Genomic DNA, 25,055 nt, shown 5'->3' with positions numbered 1-25,055 from the left:
GAAAAAAAGCTGGCGCTTGGCCAGCTTTTGATTGCATTTAATTATTATTGTTGCCAACGCCCAGAATCTGCAGAATGGCGGTGAATAGGTTCAGGAAATCCAGATAGAGCATCAACGCTCCGACAACAGCTAGGGAATTTTCTGAAATTGCCGCCTGACCGTCACTGCCGGTTGTCAGGTACAGGTTCTTTAAACGTTGCGTATCCCAAGCGGTCAAGACGATGAAGATAATCAAGATTGCATAGGAGATCAGCATCTGCAGACCATTCGAACCCATAAACATGTTGACCAAGGACATGATGATCACGCCAAACAACGCAACAAAGGCAATGTTGCCAGCCTTGCTGAGATCACGCTTGCCAAAATGGCCAACCATCGACATGACGAGGAAGACCACCGCCGTTGTTGCCAAAGCAACTGCCATGTTCGAAGTCCGTGCGACCATTGCAACCATTGCAAAGGTAAAGCCAAAGCTTGCGGACATCAGATAAAACATCAACGTTGCATAACCCGCACTTGCCTGGGCGCGTCGTCCGGTGACAAAGAAGGATAAAATCAGCGGCAAAGCAAGCATAATCCAGAAAACAATCGGATGTGCCCCTACAAAGTTCGTATAATCTGTTTTAAAAGTAACTCCAAGTAAATAACTGACGAGCGCCGTCACAACCAGCCCGCTTCCCATCAACGTGTAGATGCGGGAGAAGAACTGTGTTAAGCCGGCCTCGTTCACAACGCGGCGTTCTTGCATATTGCGTTCATTCCTTTCAACTATCTGTATCTATTATAACTGCTATTGTAGCATTTGTCAGTCCGTCCAACGACCGATCTTATCTTGTGCCACTGGGCTTGACGGCCGATAATGCTCTCAATATCTTGAAGTGCAGTAATTTGATTGTAACGTTTAATGACGCAGATAAACAGCAAAAAGCCTCCTCATTCACTCTAGAACGAGTGCGAGGAGGCCTTCTTTCTTAACTTACGGCAATAATTTTCAATCTCATTCAGGCAACTTCGTCATTGAACAGAGTTGGTAAGTCAGGTTACCGTTTTCGGCGGCAAATTGACTGAATTTTCTTGAATCCGACATAAAGACTGATGCCTAACACAATGCCGCCGATGAGAATCAAGTACCACGGTATCGACGCTGCTGGGGTCTCTGGTTTAGATAACGCGTGTAACTTATCGGCATCTTTCTTGGAAATGGTAAACGTCCGCGTCAGGTTCCACGTGCGCCCGCCTCCCTTGGCAATCAGCTTAAGTCGATATTTTCCCGGTATCAACGGTCCTTTATCAAGATTCAACTTGAAATTAAAATTGGAGTTCGGCGCCATGTTGATGCGACTTTTTTCGGATCGATAAAGCGCTTTTCCCCCTGACTGGCGATAAAGATAACCGTTCACATGCAAATTGCGTAGGATAGCCGCTTCAAAGTTCTGGATGTTAGCCCGAATTGCCGGCTGGCCGTGGTCGTTATCCGCCGCCACCTGCCGCAATTTCAAATCCGGTACGACCGGCTGATCGGATTCTGACAACATTAAGCCGACTGCATAAACATAGCGATTGGTTACAGCACCTTTTTCGTTGCCTTTATCATCAGGCTTGGCCTTGAACTGTAACCCGCCAAGCACCGTTCCTGAGAAAGGCTTGGCCGGCATTTTTAGGTGAATCTTAACCGTTTGTTGGCTCAAGGCAGGAATCGTCACTTCAGCCGGCAACGTCACAATGTCCTGCAGGTTGACCGGTAAAGTCGAATCAGCCGGTTTAGGAGACTTGCCGTATTCAACGACCCCGTTATCATTGGTGAAAGCTGAGTGGGCAGCCAGCAAAACTGTCAAAGGTGCTGTGTTGCGGTTTTGAATCACGACCTCTAGATCCTGCTCCTGATTCGGCGAGACCCGCAAATCAAAATATGTCTGACTTGTATCCCGCTGGTTAGCCGGCAAAACCGTTTTAACGGTAAACCCGGCTTCGTCGGCAGCCAACACCTGTTGTGGGTGCACGCCAATCCAAAAAACAACCAATCCTAAAACCAAGCTCAACAAAAGCCCATTTTTCCTAATCATTCTTCGTCTTGAAACCAGCCCAAAAGGTTAGTTGCCGCGCCAACACTAAGCTTGTCAGACGCCGCTATTTGCATTGGGTCTTATCCTTTCTTTAAAGTTAATCGATCCGTACCCTTTTTCCGACCAAACATTAAACTCGCAATTAAGAGAATGCCGCTGCCCCAAACCATCAAACCATTTTTTATCAATTCGTTTAGGTTAGGCAGATATCGTTCATTTCCACTGTCAGCACGCGATGACGGCGATCCAGATTCGGTCATTTTCGCGCTCATAAGTTGTTGCGGCTTAAAGTCAGGCAATGGCAACGTTTCATCATGTAAATCGGATGCGTCAACAACGATCTGGACGCGCGCTTCGGTTTCAAAGGTTGCTGACGCCGCAACTTGCCCAGGTTGACTGTTCACCAAGAAGGCAAAAATGAGGAACAAGCCTTTGATACCTTTCTTCATCATCTTAACTAAATCGGCGCACTGGTCAGCGTCCATGTCAACTTGGTGGTAAATTCAGCTGACTTCAAGCCCTTCGTCGTGTAACTTTCAGCCGGAACGGTCAATGACACACCTTCCCCTGCCTTAGCCGGATTAAAAAGGTTAATAAAGGTTCCCTTGGCGACATCCTTGTCGTTGACCGCCAAAACGTCAGTCGCTTGGCCGTCACCCATATAAACTTTAATGGCTTTACTTAGGCCAAAATGGTTGCTGGCATCCCGAACTTGGCCATCCACAACGCTGCTTTCCAGCAACGTGATGAAAGCATTCTTCAGCTTGACCGTATTCCCTTGGCTATCCTTTTCCTCTGATTTAAGATCGGATGCCGACAAGCTAACCTTCCAAGCGTCTGCTCCTAACCGCTTATCCGTCACCTGGAAGCGATTAGGCACCGAAATCGTTTTGCCATCCTGGCCTGTCCACTGATCAGGTTTGGCATAAACCGTTGTGGCAGCATTTGGATCCAGCTTTAACTGGCCAAAATCCAGCTGCGACACATAATCTAACGTCAAGCCTTCCCCGCCAGCGTTTTTGGTGTTGTCGCCATTAGCCACCGTACCTGGCGTCTTGTCTTTTGGGTCAAGTGGATTTAAAACCCTGGTCGGCGCATCTGACTGCATAATTTTGACGCTGCCGTCGGTTGTCACCGTGCGGGCGTCGTCGGCATGAACAACCGCTGAGTTCGCTGCCATCCCCACCGTCAACGCTGCAAGCGCCATGAACTTTAATTTTGTGTGTGTCTTCATTTGTCATCTTCCTCCTGAATAAATTCTTTACTTCTTAGACTGGCGTGTCGCCTAACGTCCATTGCAATTTAAAATCATACGTGTCAGCCGAAAAACCAAACATGTTTTCCGGTATGCGGAGTAGCAATCCTGCTTGTGGGTCATAAGTAAAGCTATGATCGATTTGTGCATTGGAAACTTTCTTAATCCGTTGATTCGTACCCACTTTCAGCGGATATTCATGTGCATCTTCACGGAAAAACAATAGCGATTGCTTAACCATTCGCTGCTTGCTGTCGGTCAATGGCGACTGTTGTTGAACATCTAGGGTCCAACTTGTCTTTCGACTCCGACCATCTCTGACTTTAATCGTCATGGTTGATTGATCGCCTACTCTAGGAACTTCAATCCGTTTCCCGTCAATCCGAACACTACCAAAATCAATCACTTTAGGCATTTGAACAAAACTGAGACTGCCTTCGGTTACTTCAATTGGAATTTCGTAGACATAGGCAATTCGTTGATTATTCTTGGCGACGCTGGCTTGGCTGACTTTGAGTTTGATTTTCTTTTTCCCAACCGTCTTTAAGTCAGGCATGTCGATTGACTCAACCTTCACTGACGTCTGTTGCTTGGCAACTTCACTTCTAACAACCTGTTCGACCTTCGATGGATCCGTATGGTTTTCAAATGTTAACGCTGGGAAAACCATTTGATTTAAATCTAACAATCGATAACCTTTATCGGTGACTTCAAACAGCCATTCCTTTTTATTCAGACGTTTGGGCATATTTTGGGCAACCCCGTCTTGCATCCAACTTACTTTGTTTTCAGCGTGTTCCACGGCGAGCACGTCGCCGGGATTAGTTGGGGCGATCCGGTTCTTACCCCATTGATCCAGTAATTGTTGCTTTGGCGTGTCGCCTGTTGCGGTCATCTCGGCAGCAAGTTGTTTTTGGTCGTAAATCGTCAACATAGCACCGCCACTTGCGTAAAGTGCCACGTTTAAATACTGCTCTTTGGGGAAACGATTGTGCACGGCATGATTGTCAGCATCAAGGCCATCCGTTGCCACGATTTGCCACTGATTCTGTTCCTTGACAAGGGCCATGACACCGCCAGCAGTACGAGGGGTCATTTCGTAACCCTTAATGGCAATCGCATGACCATACCCGACTTTCATAGTGTTGGTCGACAAGACGCTCCCGGTGCTGGCATCAAAACGCATCGTCACATCAATGGGATTACCAATTTTGGTCAAGCGTTGATTCTTAGGATTCAACAGCTTATCAATGGCTTGCGGCCGATTAATCGAGAGTTTCTGATCACCCCACTTGATGTCGCGGTCATCGTACTCTTTAGCCGACGCAAGCATCGCACCTAATTTCTCCATCGTGACCGTTTCACCTAAATTAAAGGTGATTGGCCGAGTCGCAAAAGTGGCTCGCTTCACGACTTGAACCTGCACATCATAGGTGGCTTCAACTTCTTTACCACTCATTAATTTTTCGGAAACGACTACTTTTGCCGATGCTTTGCCGACTTTACCGACGTCAGGGTTACTTTCATAACGTTTGATTGTCAGCTTGGCTTTGGATGGTAATTTAAAAAATTCACTCAGCCGCAGATCCATTTCATCTTGAGTGGCGTGAACAGGGATATTGACGTTTTGTGGTTTTAACTGATTCACCTGCAGTGGTCGATAACCTTTATCGGTAATTTCAAAATAAAGCTCCTTGGGGCGATTAATCGCCGCCAGTGACTGTTCTTTCGAATCTTGAGTATAACCAATTTTACCTGCTTCATTGGCCGCGATGATGACATCACCCGGTTCGACCGGCAATTCACGATTGTTGCCCCACGCATTCAGAAAGTCTTGTTTCTTAGCATCACCATTAAACCAGTTGAGTGGTTCTTTTGACAGGTTCTTGGTGGTTGCCTGTTTCATATCAACATGGGCAATCGCGGCGAATGGTTTCCCCTTAAACTGGTCATTGAGTGGGTCATTGTCATTGGAAGCACCGGATGTAGCGATGACTTTTAAGCCGTCATCATTCAACAACCCGTATGCACCACCGGCATCACGCGATTGACCAGCTTCGTCACCCTGGCCACGAATAACAATGGCGTTACCATAAGTTGCCGTTGCTGTCTGCGTGGATTGAATGTGACCCGTATTCGAGTTGAATAGAAATGGCGCCGGCAACTTCTGGAACAGCACGTCAATCCGCCTATTATTGGCATTCAGCTTGTCCTTTATTGCCTGCGGTAGCACCAATTCGATTTGATCATCCACCCACGCAACCGGGGTACCGTCAAGTTGGTTGGCGCTGACAAACATGCGTTTTAAATTTTTCGCTCGCCACTGTTCACCTAGAACAAAATGACCGTCCCTAGCTTTAATATCGCCAGCCGGAATCACATTTAATTCGACTTCATAATCAAAATCCGCAACGCGATCTTCTTCTAACACTTCAAAAGTTCGGACGAATGCTTTGGTTTTACCGGGCTTGCTAACATCCGGTCGGGTTCTAAACCGCTTAGCAACGATATTGTATTTAATGCCGAGCGCTTTAGGGAACGTTGCATCCAATTCTGCATCGGTCGCGTTTTGTGGCACATCGACAACTCTGGTTTCAAGCTGGTTCACTTTCATCGGTTTAAACCCTTGTTTCGTAATTTGAAAGAAAACTGCTTTCTTAATATTGGGATATTCAGCTTCCGACAACGTATGCACCTGTGAATCTTTGGCATAGCTGATTTTTCCTTCAACATTTTCCACTTTAATGATGTCGCCCAGTTGAACAGGTTGCACGCGATTTAAGCCCCACTGATTCAAAAAGTCCTGCTTCCTGGTATTCCCGGTTGCACCCGCGGTATTGTCTTGAAAAAAGCCTAAATTCAAAAATTTGTGATCCCGCATCGAAATATATTCAAACCGACCATAAAATTTGTCCCCAAAGTTTGAATTGATTTTTCCATTGTCACTACTACCGCCAGAAGTGGCAATCACTTTTAAAACCCCATCCGGATCACTGTCAACCAAGGACAAAACGCCCATGGCATTACGATTTGTCGACGTTTCTCGGCCATTAACAATAATGGCATTGCCATATTTGGCAGTTGCCGAGCCAACGCCCGTCACTTTGCCTGTGCGTGAATGAAACAACAAATCAATCTGTTGCTTGTTGTACAACACGTCAATTCGCTTATTGGGTTCATTCAAACCCATTTGCCGTGTCGCGCTCTGGACCTTGTCAGGAATTGTTGGCCAAATATTCGAATTGGAATATGGGACACTGGTGCCATCAGCTTCATAAGCACCCTTCATCCACCGCGATCTTGTCTGGGTACTAAAATACTCGCCTAATGTAAAAACTGCATCCTGTCCCTCAATTCTTGCCCCGGACAGTAGCAGTCTTGCTGATAAGGCTGGGCTGGCCGTTTTGCTTAAAGGCACCATCGCTGGTTGCTTCAGCTTGCCATACTGTGTAGTTCCGGTCTTACGGTGATCAGCGGCTTTAACCGTATTCGCAATCCGGTCTTTAAACTGCATTTTTGGATTGCCTTGCTCCTCAAACGCCAAAAATACGCAACTGACACATACACCGGTAAACAGCGCTAATAGCACGAAACACCATCTTATGTGCTTTGACGGCGCCTTTATCACTCCTTTCATAATTTCCAATTGTGTAACACTGAATGTTACAAAAACTAATTTTATAGATCTTGATGATCTCATAAATTTCACATTTTTGGGTATTATGAATTTTGGAGTCTTAAATTTCGACTTTTGTATTGCTTTTATATTTATCACATATATTAATTTCTTCTAATTAATTTAAACAATTTTCCTTTATGCGTACGCAGTTTGAATGAATCTGGTTATATTTTATAAATGCTAAATATCTTTTTAAGGACTCATCTAAATATCACAAATCATTAATCAAAACACAACTAAGATTCGCGCTGCCTTTTCAAAATTACCTTGGTATGGCCGACTGCTCGCAAATAATGCTGCTTAACAAAGATTTGATTTGATCAATATCGTATGTTGTTGCAACTTCATTGATTTGGTAATAATATTTAGCAGCCACTCTGGCTGACGACAATTTGGAACTGGTAATCAGTAAGTCATATGTCATCGGTCGTTCCGCAATTTCGAAGACGATTGAGCATATGCCCGCCAATGCCAGCTTCAAGCGAGCCATTAACGCAGATGTCACTAACCAGTCGCCATGCAGGAGAAGGCCGATTCGAACCGGTTTAGCGATTTGAACATGGGTCACCATTAAAAGCCGCAAGTAATGCTGCTTTAAAAAAAGCTGCTTTGCAGGCTCAGCACAGCAAGGGTCACCCTTGGCTACGACAGTGACTAGCTCACTTGCCAAGGTTTCTAAGTGTTGTAGCTGCTCACCGCTGATTGCGAACAAGTCGGACGACTGAGTCAATAGCCTAAAATCTCCCTGAAAAAACTGAATTCGGTGGTGTAATTGATTTAAGGAATAGTGTATGTGGATCTTGGAAGTACCTGAACAACGTATTTCAAATCCCGTATTGATTTGGCGTAACGTCGCCATAAAAGATTGATTCCGCTGCTGCACACTTGGCAAGGCCAGTGCTAGATATTTTTCAACGTGATGAAGGTCAGTTGCTGATAAATCAATGATGTCCATCGAACAGACAAAAATATAAATGTTATAGACTTCAAATTCATCTAGAGCCAATGCATATTGTTTGGCAATATCAAATAACCAATTTCTAATCATCTGATAAAGCGGGTTTGTTTCCAGCTGCTGCAGTGTTTCTTCCGGGATACCCGTAAATTTTTTATTACAAGTAAAATGGCGTTTAAGCGCAATATCCAGCCAAACGCAAAGCTTGATTTCGCCATGAGCGGAAAATTTAACTTTTGCTTGTGCTTCGAATCTCCTGATGTAGCGACGAACCGAAAAAGTCCGTGTCAAGGCTGCAAGCTCTTCGCTATCATAACTATTTAAAACCAGTTGATAATATAAATAGCGAATTTCAACCTCCGAGCCAACCAACGTGCCATTTTTAATTTTGATCGCGTTGGGCCGCAACGCGTCATTCAATTGTTTGATTTTGCGAAACACAGCTGCTTTACTCATGTACAACTGGGAAGCAAACTCGTCAATCCGACACTTGCCTTTTTCCAGCAGCGCCGCCAAGATTTGATATTCCTTTGACTGTCGTAAAAGTTTCCGATACAAGTCATCAAACAAAACCGGTTTTTGCGTTTCCAAAAAGAGCCTGCGCCCTTTCCCTTCGTTGCATTGCCTAACCTGAGCTGCTTCATCAAATGTCTGCAGCCGTTGTTGCAAGGATGCCACAGTGGCAGCAAGTGTACTTGGTGTCACCTGTAAATTTTCAAGTAATCGTGGGTAGGAACAGCCATGTGTTCCCGCTGTCAAAAGTAACTGTAACAGCTTCACATCTCTAGCTTCGTTGCTTTCAATGAAATCATACAGATCCATGCTATTCGCCTCGCGATCTTGCCATCGGACTGTTCTAAGGAATCGTTCATTAATATTTAATCATATTAACATGATGACGCTATCATGTCAGGCTGCTTTTTGTTCTTTTACTGCCTTATCGACATTAGATGACCACTTTTGTAATAAAAGTAATCCTAGTACTATTTTTAGCCAAACAAAAACCCAATATAAGCAATCTGTCTTTTTCTCAGATACAGCGCTTATATTGGGAAGCATCAACAATGAAATTGATGAAATTAGTTGATCGACATTTTAGTCATTTAGTGAATGATTCTTCATTGAGCAGTGACTCATAAGCTTTTTCGTACTTTTGAATATCGCCGGCGCCCATGAACACAACAACCGCGTGATGGAACTTAAGCAGCGGCCGCATATCTTCCTGATGGATCACCGCAGCGCCTTTGATTTGGGCCACGACGTCCTCTGATCGAATGTTGCCATTTTTTTCACGCGCAGAACTGAAAATCGGTGTCAGGAATGTCTGGTCGGCCTGGCTCAGCACTTGAACATACTGTGGTTCATAAGCTTTGGTTCGGCTATAAGTATGGGGTTGGAAAACCGCAATGATCGCTTTATCAGGATACTTTTGGCGGGCCGCATCCAGCGTGGCCTTAATCTCATTGGGGTGGTGGGCATAATCATCCACGATGATCATATCCTTGAGATCCTTTTCGGCAAAGCGCCGTTTGACGCCACCGAAGTTTCCCAGCTCACGGGCAATCAACCCGGCATCAAGTTTCTCCATATGCGCCACCGCAACGACAGCCAACGCGTTAAGCACACTATGTTCACCAAACAACGGAACAAAGAAATGACCGATCAGCTGATCGTGGAAATACGCATCAAAACTGCTGCCTTTAGTCTCGCGATCCACGTTCCGCGCCTGAAAATCGTCCCGATCGCTGGTGCCATAATAATAAACCGGCACTTTGGCCTTTAATTTGCGCAGCCATGGATCATCACCCCAGGCAACGATTGCTTTTTGAACTTGGTTAGCCTCGGTTTCGAATGCATCGTAAACATCTTCAAAGCCGTGATAATAGTCGGGATGATCAAAGTCGATGTTCGTCATGATCATATAATCGGGATGATAGGCCAGAAAATGCCGCCGATATTCGTCTGCTTCAAAAACAAAGAATTTTGAATCGCGCACCCCTTTGCCGGTACCATCACCGATCAAATAACTGGTTTTGGCAACACCACTTAACGTGTGAGCCAGCAACCCCGTTGTACTGGTTTTGCCGTGGGCACCGGCAACCCCGATGCTGGTATAACCCTTAATCAATTGGCCGAGGAACTCATGGTAGCGATAAATGGTCAGCCCCATCGTCTTGGCCTGTTTGATTTCCGGATGATCGTCGGTAAAACTGTTGCCGGCGATGACGGTATAGCCTGGCTTCAAATTGGCAGGATCAAATGGCAGCATGGTAATCCCGGCGGCTGCCAAACCTTTTTGGGTAAACGTGTACTGGGTGATGTCACTCCCCAGCACTTTGTGGCCTAAATCATGTAACACCAATGCCAATGCGCTCATTCCTGAGCCTTTGATACCGATAAAATAATAGGTTGCCTCTGTCATGACGATTGTTCCTCTTTCTTTGCTTGTGTGTAATAAACTTCACGCGGTTTGGCGCCTTTAGCTGCTGACACCAGATGCCGAGCTTCCAGCGTATCAATGAGATTCGCCGCGCGATTATACCCGATTGAAAAGACGCGCTGCAGTTTAGATGTCGAAATGTGGCGCTCACCGGCCAGGTAGTCCAAAACATCGGGCATAAGCTCATCTTCATGGGCATTGCTGGCTTCGGCTTCAGCCGACTTGACAAGTCCTGCTGGATCAAATAAGTACCGCGGTCCTTGCCGTGCCTTTACATAATCCACAATTTGGTCGATTTCCCGATCAACGAACGTACCTTGCAGGCGAATCGGCTGACTGGCACCGTTACCTAAGTACAACATGTCGCCGCGGCCTAAAAGCCGTTCTGCGCCAGCGGTATCGATAATGGTCCGCGAGTCAATTTGACTGGCGGTCATGAAGGCGATCCGTGTTGGAATATTATTCTTAATCGTACCGGTGATCACATCAACACTAGGACGTTGCGTGGCAACCAGTAAGTGAATACCCGCCGCGCGCGCTTTGGCGGTGATCCGGGCAATGTCGTCTTGAATCTCGCTGCCAGCCGCTAACATCAAATCCGCCAACTCATCAATGATAATGACCAAATACGGTAACACTTGGTTATATTCCTGATGACGTTTAGCCTTCGCATTAAACTGTTCCAGATTACGAACACCAGCCGCTGCCAGCTTCTTATAACGATCATTCATCGTGGTGACAACCCACTTTAACGCCGCGCTGGCAGCTTTAGGATCGGAAATAACCGGCGACACCAGATGTGGTAAGCCATTGTATCCAGCCAGCTCAACGGCCTTAGGATCAATCAAAAGTAAGCGCACTTGCTGTGGCGTGGCTTTATACAACAACGAAACCAGCAAACTATTGATAAAAACCGACTTACCCGATCCGGTCGCACCGGCAATCAATCCGTGCGGCATTTTGGCGAGATTCGTAACAACTGGCTGACCAAAAAGATCAACCCCAAGTGCAATGGTCAATGGCGATTTTGCCTGCTGAAAGGCTGGGGTATCGAGCACTTCCCGCAGCATGACCGGTCGCGGTTTCAAATTGGGGATTTCGATGCCAACCGTATTTTTCCCGGGAATCGGAGCTTCAATCCGGATGTCTTTGGCCGCTAATGCCAGTTTAAGATCATCGTTCAAGTTGGTGATTTTGCTAACCTTGACCCCGCTTGCCAAACTGACCTGAAATTGCGTCACTGTTGGCCCAATCGTATCGGCGACCACATGTGCGTCGACGTTAAAGGCTTGAAGTGTTTGATCGAGTCGTTGGCGCTGTTGCTGAACCCAGTCACGCTGGGCTGCCTGATCAGCCACAACTGGCGGCGACAGTAAGCTTAATGGCGGGATAGTCTCTGTGGTGGCATCATCATCTGCGCTAACCGCTGTAACGGGGTGCTCCGAGGCTGTCATTGACGCAGGCAGCCCGGCTGTCCCTGATTGCAAATGTGCTGTAGACGCCTCGCTTGCGCCTCGTGCTTCCGGTATTGACGGCGCTGACCGTGCACTTTCGGCATCCTTGCTTGCCAACGACTTGGCCTTCTGTGCTGCTAACGCCTTGCGTAGTTTTTTGGCTTCGTGCTTGCGTCTTAACGCTTCGATTCGGGCAGCTTTGCGGCTATTAGGCCCATGCGGTTTCGTCTCTTGTCCGACATTGGCGGATGGCGTCTTCGGCATTGATGAAACTTCCACTGACGGTGCAGGTTTAACGTCTTCTTCAGTCGTGGCTTGCACCTCTGCGTCAGACGTCGGCTGCGGCTCAACTGGTTTAGCAGCTGCTGCTGCAACGGCATGCGGCTTCTGCGGTTCGCTTGCCTCATGAACAGCCGCGGCTGGGTCGCTGGCAACTGGCTCGGAAGCAGTAGTTGAAGTTGTCGCTGACGCCCCTTCTTCTTCGCTAACAGATTCCGATGGTGTCACCGCAATGGCTAATGAATCAGCTTCAATCTGCTTACTTGGCTTGGTGCCATGACCCACAAAAAGATAAACACTTTGCTCATCCGGCCTTAAAGCAGTCGCGATCTTCTGGTAGTCAATCCGCTCTTTTGGCAGGGTTCGGACCGTACTATTCGGTGTTGTGAGACTCGCAATTCGATCGCGATCATGGCTTGGCAGCGGATGGCTCATGGCCCGCAAATCTGCCTGCGCTTCTGCGACTTTTCGCGGATTCACCGGTTTTTTCGGCGCGTGCGCCAGCTGCGGTGGCAAGTGATATGGCTCGTCTTGCGGCTGCTTCCATTTCGAATTCGTTAATTCGGATTCAGGTGTTGGCAAGTTATTTTGATGTAAAAATGCCGGCCCATCATAATGTGCCATGATTGAATCCCCTTTTTATCGTGTTTTTACAGTGTCTCCATTTTAGCATACGCGCCGGTTCCCCGAATCCTTGATCTATAAAAATAATCTTTTCATCATAACGCGCTCACAAAAAATCGACCCAAGAGGCATTGTACTCCTGAGTCGATTTACAACCTACTTTAAACAGATTCCATTATGCTTGCGCAGCCACCACAGCCGCGGCTTTTTTGGCATCAAACGGAGTACCGGCAGCCAGCTCATCCGGCATCACAAGGATACCGCGGCGTTGTGGGGCGCCGGGAATGGCCAATTCACGGGCACTGCTGATCATGCCGTAAGAGGCAACGCCGCGCAGTGAACCCGGCCAGATAATCTTACCATCTGGCATCATGGCACCAGGCAGCGCGACCACGACCGTCTGCCCTAAAGCAGCGTTGGGGGCACCACAAACAATCTGCACTTGCTTCTCACCAATATCAACCTGCGCCACATGTAGATGGTCAGCATCAGGATGGTCCTTGAAATCGACAATTTTGCCAATCACAAACTTTGGCTTGTCATCTGCTTCAAGCTGACCCGGTAACCCAGCTTCTTGAATAGCAGCATTTAGTTTTGCCACTTGTTCTTTGGTCAACTTAACCTGACCTTTGCCTGTTAAAGAACCCAGCCACTGACTCACCTTGAAAAAGTTATAGCCGATCACCTGGTTTTGGTCATTTAAGATCGCCACAACGTCCCCATTTTGCTGGGTCGTCTGTGTCGCTGTATCCGGCCCTGTGATCGCAATTAACGTATCACCGAATGCTGATTGATTATAACTGGTAATAAGCATGTGAACCTCCAAAATTAATGCAAGCCGTTGATGAAGTCCTCGACTTGTTGTTTTGTTTTACGGTCTTTATTAACAAACCGGCCGACTTCCTTGCCGTCATTAAAGGCAATAAAGCTCGGAATGCCAAAGACCCCCATGTCCTGGGCAACTTCTAAATTCTTATCACGATCAACCGCGACAAATTCATAGTCTGGAAAATCTTTTTCGATTTCTGGCATTGCCGGTTTGATAAAGCGGCAATCCGAGCACCAATCTGCAGAGAAAAACAGCATCTTCTTCCCCGGCTTTTTAACCTCATCCAAAATTGCTGTATTCGATCCAAGTTCTTTCATAGCCAACACCCTTTCGCTTACTATTTAAAAGTAACTATAACAGGAAAACCGCATTGGTGCAATGTAACTTCATATTAGTTACATTATACTTAAGTTAGATGTTTAGCCACAAGCCGACAACTGAAAAAAGACATAGCATCTTTTGCGTTAAGGAGGGCTATCATGCGAGTTTCGAAATTAAGATCGTCTTTTGCTGTCTGGTTAGCAACCGGCATCATCACAGCGGGAATATCGGTGCTAATTCATCACCGACTTTATTACCGAACCATCCCTAATCGGCTCCTAGCCAACGTTAAAGCCGGTTTCGCAAACCGCGGAACCATTGAGAACAGTTGGATTGCCATGTATCCGACAACGATTGAAACGCCTGGTCAGCACCATGTTCGGTTTTATACAGGTGGCCTGACGATACGTCACCACCATACCCGCCAACAATTTGAATTTGCGGTACAACCTGATGGCCATTTATGGCGACTCCACCAACTTCACTTGGTGGAAAACTAAAAATGCGCGACTAACTCGTAAATCCGGCCGCCGTCAGCACTGAACTTCTCCTCATACTCGGTTGGCACATTATCGGTAACGCGCTTGTCGTGATGAAGATCAAGCGACACGAGGTCAAAGGTCATGCCAAAGTTATTCATGCTCACCAACGAGTATTCAAAAAGCCCCTGATTATCCGTTTTAAATTGCAGTAAGGCGTTTGGCTTCATAATCGCTTGATACTGCCGCAAAAAGTCGCGATAAGTCAGCCGTCTTTTTTCGTGTCTGGTTTTTGGCCACGGGTCGGAAAAGTTCAAAAACAAACCGCTAATTTCACCGTCAGCAAAATAATCGGTTAAATCGGCGCCGTCGCCTAAAACGAGCTGAAGATTAGGCAGTTTTAACGCCACCTGCTTCTTTAGAATCATGGCAATGGCTGCTTCCTGCAATTCCAAAGCGATGAAATTATAGTCCGGATGGGCTTGAGCCATGGCAACAATAAACTGCCCTTTGCCAGACCCGACTTCAAGATAGAGTGGCTGGTCTTGAGCAAATCGTGTCTGCCACTGACCGGGCATTTTTTCTGGCCGTACGAGGATCATCTCAGGATGAGCCTCAATCAATGGTTTAGCCCATGTTTTGTTACGTAATCGCATTGGTATCGTTTCCTTATCTTTGAGTATTGTTTAATGCGGTGATTTTTTGAATTAACTTGCGTGTTTGTTTAGGGGGCGGTGGTTGCCGTAACGCGTTTGCTGGCGCAGAAGCCTGCGCGTGTCCGGCATTACGCTCTCCATAACGCGTTCACAGTCGCAGAAATCTCCGTGTAAGGACCTCAAACCTAAATGGCCAAAGCCCAGCCATTTAGGTTTGAGGCCACTTACACTCCGATTTCTAAGCGCTCCTGTTCACGCTCAGCTCTCCATAACGCGTTCGCCGGCGCAGAAGCCTGCACATAAGGACCTTGAACCTGAATGGCCAAAGACCAGCCATTCAGGTTCAAGGCCACTTATGCTCCGGCTTCTAAGCGCGCCGGCTCACGCTCAACAAATCAAAAGACCCGCGACAAAGCCATTTTGCCACAGGCCTTTTGATTTGCTACTTGTTGCACCACTTCAATGTGTGGATTGCAGTACCTCGAACTGGCGCAGGGCTTTTGCCACTTCATCCGATCGCTGATGCAACGCAGCGGTCTTCATATCGCTTAATAAATGCAGGTCACTGTACCAATAAAGCCGATGTTGCAACTGATCATCCATGTTTGCCCCATAAGCTGCTAGGAACGCCGGCCACGTGTCGTGGTTGCCGTAATGTGCCATGACATCGGCAAGATCATAGGCCGGATCGCCAAGTGCTACTTGCTCCCAGTCGACTAAATAAAGCCGGCCGTTTGCTCGCAGCCAGTTTTTGTGATTCAAGTCGCCATGGCAAACACTTTGTACGGTTACCCGCGGCACCCAGCGTTGGATCTCCGCCAGTGCCTGCTCCACCCGCGGTTGAGCCGCAAGATTTTCGGGAAAGTTCTGCAACAACGATTGGCGTAACTGATCAGGATCTAACACTTGACCGCCGACTTGGCGAAGCATTCGCTTTAATAAGCTTGAGTGGTGTACCTTTGCTAACATGCTGGCGACGACCGGCTGCATCATTTGCTCGCGAGTCAACGTTTCGCCGTCTAACCATTCTTGTGCGGTTAACACATCGCCGGTACTGACCCGGCGCGTCCATAGCAACCGCGGGGTGATGTGTTCAACTGAAAGTGCCGCAAGAAATGGTGAAGCGTTACGTTTAAGGAAATACTTTTGATTCGCATAAACCCCAAGAAACGCACTTCCGGTGGAACCGCCCGCAGGTTGCAGGGACCACCCGGCATCTAATTCAAACTCCATAGGCACTACTCCTTATATCTGGCCGCAGGAATGGTTCTAGTCATCAAAAAGACACTCCCAGGCGCTCGTGCGTCCACGTTTCATATTACTAAGTTGCGATTTGCCCGTCAAGACTGATTGCCAATTGTAGCTACCCTGACGAAATACGCAGGCTTTTCATTTTCCACCGAACGTTTTTGTTTTGACTTGGAGCTGTCAGCCAACCAGGATTAAATCATGACGTGATGCTGTTTTAACCGCATGCGCGCATACCAGCGGGTAAATGCCCAGACAAAAAGTCCGCCACCGATGAAGATTGACCCGGCTGCCAACCATTGCAACCGAACAAGTGTCACAAGCGTAAATGTCAGTACTTCAATCAACAGCAAAACCGTTAACAGCTGCTCAAACGCAGCCGGCTTCTGCTCAGGCGCCACGGGATACAAATGCACAAAGACAATATCATCATACTGATAATAAAACGGTAACAGTTGGAACCCGACCATGTAAAGAAACAAGATGGCAAAGCCCAGCACCAGCCACCACGGTGACAAAACGGCCACGATCACGGCACCGATGACGAGTAAACGCACATACAAACCAAGGTATTCGCCGCCGCGCAAAAAGCCACGCAAATACAGGAATAGCCATGTCGTTGCCTGCTGGGGCTTGACCAGTTTCAACAAGCCATCCAGATATCGGCGCCGATGGACACTGTTGGCTAAGCCAGGGACATCGGTAAAGAGATTGTAAAACCGATACACCCGTCCCATGCGTGCCTCTTCCAAGCTAATTAAAGCGGAAAAATTCAAGCGGCCTTGGTCAAGCACCGATTTTAACTGCCATCTAAAAATAAGGTTCAAGATTAACGCTACTAAAAGCGTCATGGCAGGATGAAGGTAAAATCCGCCAAACAAGGCGATGAACGCAATGCTAAGCAGTATAAGCCGCTGGTGATGCCAGCGAATCGGCAGGCGGTACCGCTGTAAAAACTGCAACCACAAATCAAGATCTTTAAACAACCACGAGGACACGAGCAATGCCATCGTTCCGCTTGCCGGATCCTGACCAAGCTGCGCAAATAACGGCCACATCGCTAAACTCGTAAATGTCAACAAGACGCCAGGTAGGATCATGCTATAATGGCGTGCCTTCAACAAATAAGCTTTAAAGGCTTCGGCTTTTGGCAACAAGAAAATTTGATCCGGTGCTTCCGCAAGCGTGGCCAGCTGACCAAGGCTCAGAAAGCCGGTGAAAATCAGAGCCAGTCCTAAAGCAAGCCATCCAGAAGGTTGCAAGGTTTTAACAATTTGACTATATGCATAAAGCGCACCGCCAAACAAAATCAGCAAAATCAAAACGAAATGATCGTTAAACACCAACCGCAAATATTTTTGCTGTTCTTGTACGTGTTGACGGAGACGTGTTCGCCATAACTGGATCATGCTTTTTCCTCCGTCATCTTCATGTAAATGTCATCCAGGCTGCCGTCCTGCAAACCGAATTGTTGCTTCAGGGAGGCCATGTCGCCGGTCGCCCGCACTTTTCCGGATTTGATCAACACAAACTCGTCAGCATACTGCTGGGCGGTTGCCAGGATATGCGTTGACATGAGCACCGATGCCCCTTGCTGCTTTTTAGCCGTGACGATGTCCAAAAGATCATGAATGGCCAGCGGATCAAGACCGGTAAACGGTTCGTCGATGATGAATAGTTGGGCATGCGTCATAAACGCCGCCACTATCATCACCTTTTGCTGCATACCTTTTGAAAATTTAGCCGGGAACCAGTCCAGTTTGTTGTCAAGGCGGAACCGTTCCAGCATCGTATCGGCTTCGCGCCAAGCTGCGTCTTTATCGAGGTCGTAAGCCATGATCGTCATGTCAAGATGCTCGCGAAGCGTCAACTCCGGATAAAGCACCGGAGTTTCCGGTACATAAGCTAGGCTGGCACGAAAACCGGTTGGATCGGTATTTAATGTTTTACCGTCTAAGTCAATTGTGCCGGCTTGGGGCGTCAGTAAACCAATAATATGTTTAATCGTCGTCGATTTACCTGCCCCGTTAAGACCGATTAACCCGACAATTTTGCCTGAAGGTACCGAGAAGCTGACATCTTTGAGAATCGTTAAATTGCCGTAACCGCCAGTGAGTCCATCAATTGTTAAAGTCATCTTACCAGTCCCTATCTGTATAATTTCAGTTAGGGATATGATAGCATGAAATCAAGGTTTCTATTAACAAAAGCGTAAGCAGAAATGAGGCAAGAACATGATTGATTGCATTTTTTGTAAGATTGTTCGTAATGAGATTCCCAACGTTCCGGTTTATGAAGACGATGTCGTGAAGGCGTTTTTGGATATCACGCAAGTCACGCCGGGCCATACGCTAATCGTACCTAAGAAACACGTTCCCGATATTTTTGCCTATGATACTGACCTAGCCGCCGCAGTTTTTGAACGGGTGCCAAAAATTGCCCGGGCGATTAAGGCAAGCAACCCGGCCATCAAAGGCATGAACATCTTGAACAATAACGGCAAAGTTGCTTATCAAAGCGTCTTTCATTCACATATCCACTTGATCCCGCGCTACAGCGATCAAGACGACTTCGGTATGCATTTCGGTGACCACAGTGCTCAGTATGATAATGCCAAGCTTGAGGCCGTTGCCGCCAAAATTCGCAACCAGCTGGAGGCACAAGCATGAAATTTCGTCACGGCTTTTTATTAGGCGCGGTTGCCGGTACGATCTATGGAATATTAACGGCCAAAAAAACCGGTCCGCAACGGCAACAGGAGATTGCTGCTTATTTTAACGGCGTTGCAAATGGCGTCACCCAAGTTCGCCAAAGCATCAACCACCTCAGTGAGACGCTAACGAACTTGTCCGCTGAAGTTGATCAAACGCTCAAGCCAGCCATGAAAGACATTACCAACAGCGTCGAAACTTTCGAATTCGAAACGGCACCGCGTACGGACGCGATCCAGGAACATCTCGATAAGATCCATGAGGCAGTCAGCGATCTTGGCACCAAAGCACCGACGTTTACAGCAAAACCTTAACCAAAACATTGAAAATGGCGTAAGCAGTTGTCGCCAAGCCGTGACGGATTATTGAAAGTTATGTGAAGATCGGCGTATGGCGATAAGTTATGGTATAGTAGACGGCAGTGTTAAACAGAAACTTTTTAGATTAGGATGTGTGATTGCATGAAAAAATGGATTCTCGGCGTTGTTGGCTTGTTTGTAGCAGTGACCTTAGCAGGCTGTTCAAGCGGCACTGTTGCAAATATGAAGGGTGCCAAGATCACCAAAGATGAGTATTATAACGCCATGAAGAAGACCACCACCGGTCAAGCGACCTTACGTAACATGATCGTTTTAAAGGCGTTAGAACAACAATACCCGAACAAGGTGTCAGACAAAAAGGTCAACAGCCAGTTCAACAAGCTGAAGAAGCAATATGGTTCTTCATTTGATTCAACGCTTGAACAAAACGGCTACACCGAATCAAGCTTCAAAGATCAAATCCGGACAACGTTGTATTCCGAAGTTGCTTTAAAGGACATGAAGAAGCCAACCACGAAGCAAATTGAAGCCCAGTGGAAGAAGTATCAACCCAAGATTCAGGTACAGCATATCTTGGTTAAGACCGAAGATGAAGCTAAACAAATCATTTCCGATTACCAAAAGGATCCGACCGAAAAGAATTTCGAGGCTTTGGCTAAGAAGAACTCTATCGATACAGGTACCAAGAATAAAGGTGGTAAGTTAACTGCCTTCGATAACACGGATACCAGCTTGGATTCAACCTTCAAGACAGCTGCCTTCAAGCTCAAAAAGCCTGGCGATATCACGACAACACCGGTTAAGACCCAATATGGGTACCATGTCATTCGTGCCATTTCCATCGGCAAGAAAGGTACCATGAAGGAACACAAGAAGGATCTGGAAAATCAGATTTACACTTCATGGCAGAGTGATCAGACCGTGATGAACGGTGTTATTACCAAAGTCTTGAAGAAGGCTAACGTTTCAATTAAGGATAACGACCTTAAAGACGTTCTTTCAAGCTACCTGAGCAGCGGCTCAAGCAGTTCAAGCACTTCCAACTAAAACCTAGCCCAAATAGGATAACAAAAGGCTCGCGGACGTGGCGCGAGCCTTTTTGCGTACCTTCAGTTTTTAGTCATGCTTGCTTAATGACATCAATGTGGATCCGGAAATGTCTGACCGTTCGTCGGCCGATAAAAGCGCCGGTTGTCCATCCCAAAAAGCCGTTCGGTAAACGTCCCCGGATCAACATGCTGGTAAGCGGTGGTCATCATATTGATAGAGGCATCCATCTCATCCAGCTCATGCAGCACTTGCGCCTCTAATAACTGCGGGCGAACCGGTGAGCCATATTCAAGCAATCCGTGATGGGCCAAAACCACATGCCGCAACAGCAACATATCTTCCCCATTGATGTCGATTTTAAGCTGATGGGCAGCCAGCACAATTTGCTCGTCAATCAAGACAATGTGCCCGATTAAATTCCCGGGTACTGTGTAATCGGTCGAAATCGGTCCGCTTAATTCGATGGTTTTGCCTAAGTCATGCAAAATGGCCCCGGCGTATAGCAGACTTTTATTTAGACTCGAATACTGAGCGGTGACGCTTTTGGCCAACCGCAAGATACTCAACGTGTGAAACGCAAGCCCGCCAGCAAACGCGTGGTGATTCGACTTGGCAGCCGGATAGCTGAAGAATGCTTTTTTATGATCGTTAATCAATTTGCGGACGATGCGATTCCAGTTGGCGTTGGTGATCTCAAAAATAAAGCTATTCAGCTCTTCTTCCATGGCATTAGGCGCTTCCGGTGCCCGCTCGACAAAATTCTTGGGATCGTTGCCCTCCTCCTGTGTTGCAAGGCGCATTGAATAAATCTTGATTTGCGGATTACCTTGGTATAGTTCACGTTTCCCGGATAGCTGAACCACCTCACCCGCTTTAAACTGGGCAATATCATTAGCGGTGGCATCCCAGAACTTCCCGGAAATATGGCCGGAGTTATCCTGGAAAATCATCGCAATAAATTTTTTGCCATTCTTGGCTACGCGAACTTCAGCCGATTTAATCAGCACGGGAAGCCGTACATCCTCTTCATTATGGTAATCAAAAAGCCGTTTTGCCACGGTTGTCACCTTTTCCTTTACTATACAAGCTAACTAAATCATACCGATGTCGGTCCTAAAGTACAAGGAAGGTCTCAATTGTTCATCGTGTGTCGCCAAAATAAAAAAGCCCCAGAGAGAACGCTCTCCGGAACTTTTTCTAGTGCAGGTTCCTAAACGGATTCAGCACCTACACTGACCCAGTTAACTGATTAAGGTTTGCTTTGATAAACATCAATAATCGGCTGGGAAATAATTTTATTCAGTTCGTCCATCATCTGTGACAGGCCTTGTTCCTTGGCCATCAGGTTTTGGATCGGTTGGATGTCGCGCATCTTGTCGCCAAGTGCCTGCAGCGATTTCACTTCTTCATCCGTGAAATCCTGTCCCTGCATTGACTTTTGCTGCATCTCGTATTGCTTTTGCTGAAACTGTTGGAACAAGCCGTAAGCAACGGTGTCCAGCTTCAACAAGTCAAATGCCTTCTTGAGATCCTGAAATTCCTGAGTGGTCTTGATATCTTCCGCCATCTGATTAGCGGTGTCGTAAACGTTTGCCATACTTTACCTCACTTTTTTGAGCCTATTTGAACCAGCCCTTGATATTATCATACCATTTTCCCACAGTTTGCTTGGCACTGTCTATGCCTTTATCGATACCATCTTGAATTCCTTGCCAAATATCGTCATTTTTTTCTGGTGTCTGAATACTTGCCATTTGTGCCGCATCCTTGGTATCAAAGGCGGTTTGCGGGGTATTGGGCATTAATTTGGACATTTCAAGCTTGAACAACGGTGCTACGCCAGAAGTGCTTGTGCCCTGCAGGAAATGCTGACTGTCGGTTGTCGGATAACCGATCCAGGTCGCATTGACGATATCCGGTGTATATCCGACAACCCACTGGTCTTTTGTACCATAGCCCCAACTGCTTGGCACTTCGGTACTGCCGGTTTTCCCGGCAATGGTGTAGCCGGATGGTTTGGCCGTCGATCCGGTGCCTTCGTTGAACGTGCCAATCATCATGCTGGTCATTTCCTGCGCCACTTTTTTGGAGATGATCTGACGGCTTGGCGGGTTCGAATTATCGACCACCGTCTGGCCCGTCGCGTCGACAATTTTGCGGATAAAATGGGTCGTCGGCAGCTTACCGCCGTTGGCAAACGCCGCATACGCCCGCGCTAACATGAGCGGGGACACCCCATTTTTCAAACCGCCAAGTGCCGCTGCCAGGTTCTGGTCGCTTGATTTGAGTTGAATGCCGAAACGATCAAGACTGGAAACCCCTTTTTGAACGCCGATTTTGTTTAACAACCATACTGCCGGCGCATTAATCGAATCTGCCAGCGCCTTATACATCGGCACAGTGCCCAGATAAGTTCCCGTGGCATTGGTCGGCGTATATTGATTTTTGCCATAACTAAGCTTTTCGTCTTTCAAAATCGAATCGTAATGGTAGCCATTTTCCAATGCGGGCGTGTAAACCATCAGCGGCTTAATCGTCGAACCGGGTGAATTGCGCAGCTGGGTGGCATAGTTAAACCCTAAGAAGGTATGCTCACCGCGATTGCCCACGACTGCGCGCACACCACCGGTTTTGGGATCCAAGATGATGGAGGCACCTTGAACCTGTTTACCATCCGCAGCATCGGCCGGGAATGCCCAGTTCTGCTCAAAACTGGTTTGCAGGTTCTGCTGATACGTTTGATCTAAGTTCGTGTAAATCTTATAACCTTTGTTCAGAATGTCATCGACACTAATACCTTCACTCCGCGCTTCTTCAATAACCGAATCGAAATAAGACGGATATTTCTGCGCATTAGCCGTTGAAAAGGCATCGACAACCTGCACCGACTGGGCTTTAGCCGCATTGGCCTGAGCCTGGGTTAACTTATGGTTGTCGGCCATCAGTTGCAAAACAACGTTGCGTCGCGAAATGGCGTTGTCTTTATGGTCAGCAGGATTGTAGTAACTGGGATTCCGCAGCATCCCTGCTAAAATGGCCCCTTCACTGGCATCCAATTGACTGGCATTTTTGCCAAAATACCGTTTCGCCGCATCCTGCACGCCCCAAACACCATTGCCAAAATACGCATTGTTGAGATACATGGCAAGGATATCCTGCTTGGAGTAAACTTTATTCAGCTGAATGGCCATGAACAATTCCTGCGCCTTACGCATGATCGTCTGTTTCTGCGTCAATAACGTATTTTTGGCGAGCTGCTGGGTAATCGTACTACCACCACCCATAATCTGACCGTGGTGGATAACATAATTGAATGCAGACCGCAGAATCCCTTTGATCGAAAACCCGCCATTGGTATAAAAAGTTCGATCTTCCGTTGAGATCACCGCATTTTGAACCTGCTTACTAATGTCGTTTAACTCAACATAGGTCCCTTTTTGGCCATACAATGTCCCTGCTTCTTCATTGTTATCATCATAAATGACCGTTTTGGTTTGCAAGGTACTTTTAATATTTTGAACATCAGCGGTTTTGGCTTTATAAGTAAACCAGGCAGAGAACACCAAAATGACCGTTAGTCCGACTAAAATCAGCCAACGAATCACCTGAAACCGGCGGAAAAACCACCGAATGCCCTGCCAGACACGTGATAAAAATTCCATGCCTGCCCTCCTATTGTGAATCTTATTTATTGTAGCATAGCTAGGCGCTACCTAAATCCCGGCTTCAGGTTTTTAAGCAAACTTTATGGTCAAAGGAAACGAGGAAAACTTTTGTTATTTCAAACCATTGCCATTGCAAAAACGCATGCGAGTCTGCGTGATCAGCTTCAATCCTGGTTGATTCCCCGCAAACGGCAACATCAGATGCGCGTTGCTCGATCGATCCAGGTAAATGGGCATTATCGGCATTTTAACGAGCCAGTGGCCACCGGTGACCGTATCGCCATGACTTACGACGAACCGATTCGCCTGGCCTATGTGCCGGAAACGCCCCATCTCGATATCCGCTATGAAGATGACAACTTACTCATTGTCGACAAACCTGCAGGCATGAAAACCCATCCGAATCAGCCGGGAGAAACCGGCACCTTGATGAATCAGGCTGCTGCGTATTTGGTTCCTCACCCAGCGCTGATCACGCACCGGCTGGATATGGCGACTAGCGGACTTTTAGTCATTGCCAAAAATCCGCTTGCACAAGCCATTATTAATCGGCAGCTAGCGGCAAAAACCATGCACCGCGACTATCTTGCGGTGGTTCAGCGCGGCATCCCCAAAGAAGGCCGTATTGACGCACCAATCGGCCATGATCCGCAAGACAAACGCAAGCGGATGATTCGTCTTGATGGTGCCCCGGCCGTCACCCATTACCAACGGATTGCGGAAACGGCGACAACTGCCACCGTTCTTCTTCGCCTGGAAACCGGCCGCACTCACCAGATCCGCGTCCATCTCGCCAGTATCGGCTATCCAATCATCGGTGATCCTTTATATGCACCGCCAAGTCATGAACCGCGGATGCGCCTGCACGCCTATCGCGTTCGCCTTACAAAGCCGCTTAGTGGCGAACAACTCATCGTCACGAGTCCGGTGCCCTTCTAGACAATCGATAGGGCAGAAAACCGTGGCTGGAGCATAATTCATGGCCAGATCATAAAAGCGAACGCATTTTCAAAATACTGAAAAATGC

21 protein-coding genes and 2 pseudogenes are annotated in these 25,055 nt (G+C 47.2%); 5 read left to right on the top strand and 18 right to left on the bottom strand.

Annotation, left to right across the window (positions count from 1 at the left end; all coding sequences use genetic code 11):
- Nucleotides 1-37: 37 nt before the first annotated feature.
- From LACZS1_RS06960 to LACZS1_RS06915, 11 genes and pseudogenes are all read right to left on the bottom strand, one after another.
- Complete coding sequence (locus tag LACZS1_RS06960) at nt 38-748, bottom strand: Bax inhibitor-1/YccA family protein (RefSeq protein ID WP_070650488.1); 711 nt, start codon at nt 746-748, stop codon at nt 38-40.
- A gap of 292 nt (nt 749-1,040) precedes the next feature.
- Nucleotides 1,041-2,063, bottom strand: coding sequence for a WxLIP family cell surface protein (locus LACZS1_RS06955; RefSeq protein WP_070650489.1), 1,023 nt, complete (start codon nt 2,061-2,063; stop codon nt 1,041-1,043).
- 80 nt (nt 2,064-2,143) lie between these two features.
- Nucleotides 2,144-2,515, bottom strand: a complete 372-nt coding sequence (locus tag LACZS1_RS06950) for a hypothetical protein (protein WP_141753051.1) — start codon at nt 2,513-2,515, stop codon at nt 2,144-2,146.
- 5 nt (nt 2,516-2,520) lie between these two features.
- A complete protein-coding gene (locus LACZS1_RS06945; RefSeq protein WP_070650491.1) occupies nt 2,521-3,297 on the bottom strand; it encodes a WxL domain-containing protein in 777 nt (258 codons plus the stop codon).
- A 34-nt stretch (nt 3,298-3,331) separates the two neighbouring features.
- The gene (locus LACZS1_RS06940; RefSeq protein ID WP_070650492.1) at nt 3,332-6,832 is read right to left on the bottom strand and encodes a cell surface protein; all 3,501 of its coding nucleotides are present in this window, start codon (nt 6,830-6,832) and stop codon (nt 3,332-3,334) included.
- A 427-nt stretch (nt 6,833-7,259) separates the two neighbouring features.
- On the bottom strand, nt 7,260-8,774 hold the full coding sequence (locus LACZS1_RS06935) for an AcpB/EbpR/MafR family transcriptional regulator (protein WP_070650493.1): 1,515 nt from the start codon (nt 8,772-8,774) through the stop codon (nt 7,260-7,262).
- Nucleotides 8,775-9,051: 277 nt separating this feature from the next.
- Nucleotides 9,052-10,374, bottom strand: coding sequence for a UDP-N-acetylmuramate--L-alanine ligase (gene murC / locus LACZS1_RS06930; protein ID WP_070650494.1), 1,323 nt, complete (start codon nt 10,372-10,374; stop codon nt 9,052-9,054).
- Nucleotides 10,371-11,876, bottom strand: a pseudogene (locus tag LACZS1_RS14200) (DNA translocase FtsK); the annotation flags it as partial. The gene murC and the pseudogene LACZS1_RS14200, both read right to left, overlap by 4 nt.
- An 87-nt stretch (nt 11,877-11,963) precedes the next feature.
- Nucleotides 11,964-12,749 (bottom strand): annotated as a pseudogene (locus LACZS1_RS14195) (DNA translocase FtsK); the annotation flags it as partial.
- Nucleotides 12,750-12,924: 175 nt separating this feature from the next.
- Nucleotides 12,925-13,563, bottom strand: coding sequence for a YtpR family tRNA-binding protein (gene ytpR / locus LACZS1_RS06920; RefSeq protein ID WP_070650496.1), 639 nt, complete (start codon nt 13,561-13,563; stop codon nt 12,925-12,927).
- 14 nt (nt 13,564-13,577) lie between these two features.
- Nucleotides 13,578-13,895: a thioredoxin family protein gene (locus tag LACZS1_RS06915; RefSeq protein WP_010487858.1), complete on the bottom strand. Its 318-nt coding sequence runs from the start codon at nt 13,893-13,895 to the stop codon at nt 13,578-13,580.
- 162 nt (nt 13,896-14,057) lie between these two features.
- On the opposite strand from LACZS1_RS06915, the gene LACZS1_RS06910 reads away from it, so the two are divergent.
- Entirely contained in the window at nt 14,058-14,399 is a 342-nt protein-coding gene (locus LACZS1_RS06910) for a small secreted protein (protein ID WP_070650497.1), read from the top strand.
- On the opposite strand, the gene trmB is transcribed toward LACZS1_RS06910, so the two are convergent.
- The 4 genes from trmB to LACZS1_RS06890 all read right to left on the bottom strand — a co-directional run bounded on the left by trmB (nt 14,396) and on the right by LACZS1_RS06890 (nt 18,419).
- Nucleotides 14,396-15,034 carry a tRNA (guanosine(46)-N7)-methyltransferase TrmB gene (gene trmB, locus LACZS1_RS06905; RefSeq protein WP_070650498.1) on the bottom strand — a complete coding sequence of 213 codons (639 nt, stop codon included), beginning with the start codon at nt 15,032-15,034 and terminating at the stop codon, nt 14,396-14,398. The two genes, LACZS1_RS06910 and trmB, sit on opposite strands and share 4 nt — an antisense overlap.
- 459 nt (nt 15,035-15,493) lie before the next feature.
- The gene (locus tag LACZS1_RS06900) at nt 15,494-16,267 is read right to left on the bottom strand and encodes a phosphotransferase family protein (RefSeq protein ID WP_070650499.1); all 774 of its coding nucleotides are present in this window, start codon (nt 16,265-16,267) and stop codon (nt 15,494-15,496) included.
- Between the two features lie 209 nt (nt 16,268-16,476).
- Entirely contained in the window at nt 16,477-17,691 is a 1,215-nt protein-coding gene (locus LACZS1_RS06895) for an ABC transporter permease (protein WP_070650500.1), read from the bottom strand.
- Nucleotides 17,688-18,419 (bottom strand): ABC transporter ATP-binding protein, encoded by a 732-nt coding sequence (locus tag LACZS1_RS06890; RefSeq protein ID WP_070650501.1) that lies wholly within the window; start codon nt 18,417-18,419, stop codon nt 17,688-17,690. Before LACZS1_RS06890 ends, LACZS1_RS06895 begins: the two co-directional genes overlap by 4 nt.
- A gap of 97 nt (nt 18,420-18,516) precedes the next feature.
- Between LACZS1_RS06890 and LACZS1_RS06885 the strand changes: the two genes are divergently transcribed.
- From LACZS1_RS06885 to LACZS1_RS06875, 3 genes are all read left to right on the top strand, one after another.
- Nucleotides 18,517-18,951 (top strand): HIT family protein, encoded by a 435-nt coding sequence (locus tag LACZS1_RS06885; protein WP_010487852.1) that lies wholly within the window; start codon nt 18,517-18,519, stop codon nt 18,949-18,951.
- Entirely contained in the window at nt 18,948-19,307 is a 360-nt protein-coding gene (locus tag LACZS1_RS06880; protein ID WP_070650502.1) for a YtxH domain-containing protein, read from the top strand. Before LACZS1_RS06885 ends, LACZS1_RS06880 begins: the two co-directional genes overlap by 4 nt.
- 147 nt (nt 19,308-19,454) lie before the next feature.
- Nucleotides 19,455-20,360, top strand: a complete 906-nt coding sequence (locus LACZS1_RS06875) for a peptidylprolyl isomerase PrsA (protein ID WP_010487850.1) — start codon at nt 19,455-19,457, stop codon at nt 20,358-20,360.
- Between the two features lie 92 nt (nt 20,361-20,452).
- Here the strand turns inward: LACZS1_RS06875 and LACZS1_RS06870 are convergent, their stop codons facing one another.
- From LACZS1_RS06870 to LACZS1_RS06860, 3 genes are all read right to left on the bottom strand, one after another.
- Nucleotides 20,453-21,421, bottom strand: a complete 969-nt coding sequence (locus LACZS1_RS06870; RefSeq protein WP_047107552.1) for a 3'-5' exoribonuclease YhaM family protein — start codon at nt 21,419-21,421, stop codon at nt 20,453-20,455.
- Between the two features lie 191 nt (nt 21,422-21,612).
- Complete coding sequence (locus LACZS1_RS06865; protein ID WP_010487847.1) at nt 21,613-21,960, bottom strand: YlbF family regulator; 348 nt, start codon at nt 21,958-21,960, stop codon at nt 21,613-21,615.
- Between the two features lie 22 nt (nt 21,961-21,982).
- Nucleotides 21,983-24,025, bottom strand: a complete 2,043-nt coding sequence (locus tag LACZS1_RS06860) for a PBP1A family penicillin-binding protein (protein WP_047107554.1) — start codon at nt 24,023-24,025, stop codon at nt 21,983-21,985.
- A gap of 111 nt (nt 24,026-24,136) precedes the next feature.
- On the opposite strand from LACZS1_RS06860, the gene LACZS1_RS06855 reads away from it, so the two are divergent.
- Nucleotides 24,137-24,967, top strand: a complete 831-nt coding sequence (locus LACZS1_RS06855) for an RluA family pseudouridine synthase (RefSeq protein ID WP_070650503.1) — start codon at nt 24,137-24,139, stop codon at nt 24,965-24,967.
- The last annotated feature ends 88 nt before the right edge of the window (nt 24,968-25,055 follow it).

It is taken from the genome of Lacticaseibacillus zeae subsp. silagei, from assembly GCF_030770335.1.
In the GTDB taxonomy this organism is placed as follows: domain Bacteria; phylum Bacillota; class Bacilli; order Lactobacillales; family Lactobacillaceae; genus Lacticaseibacillus; species Lacticaseibacillus zeae.
This window is presented reverse-complemented; position numbering and strand designations above follow the sequence as displayed.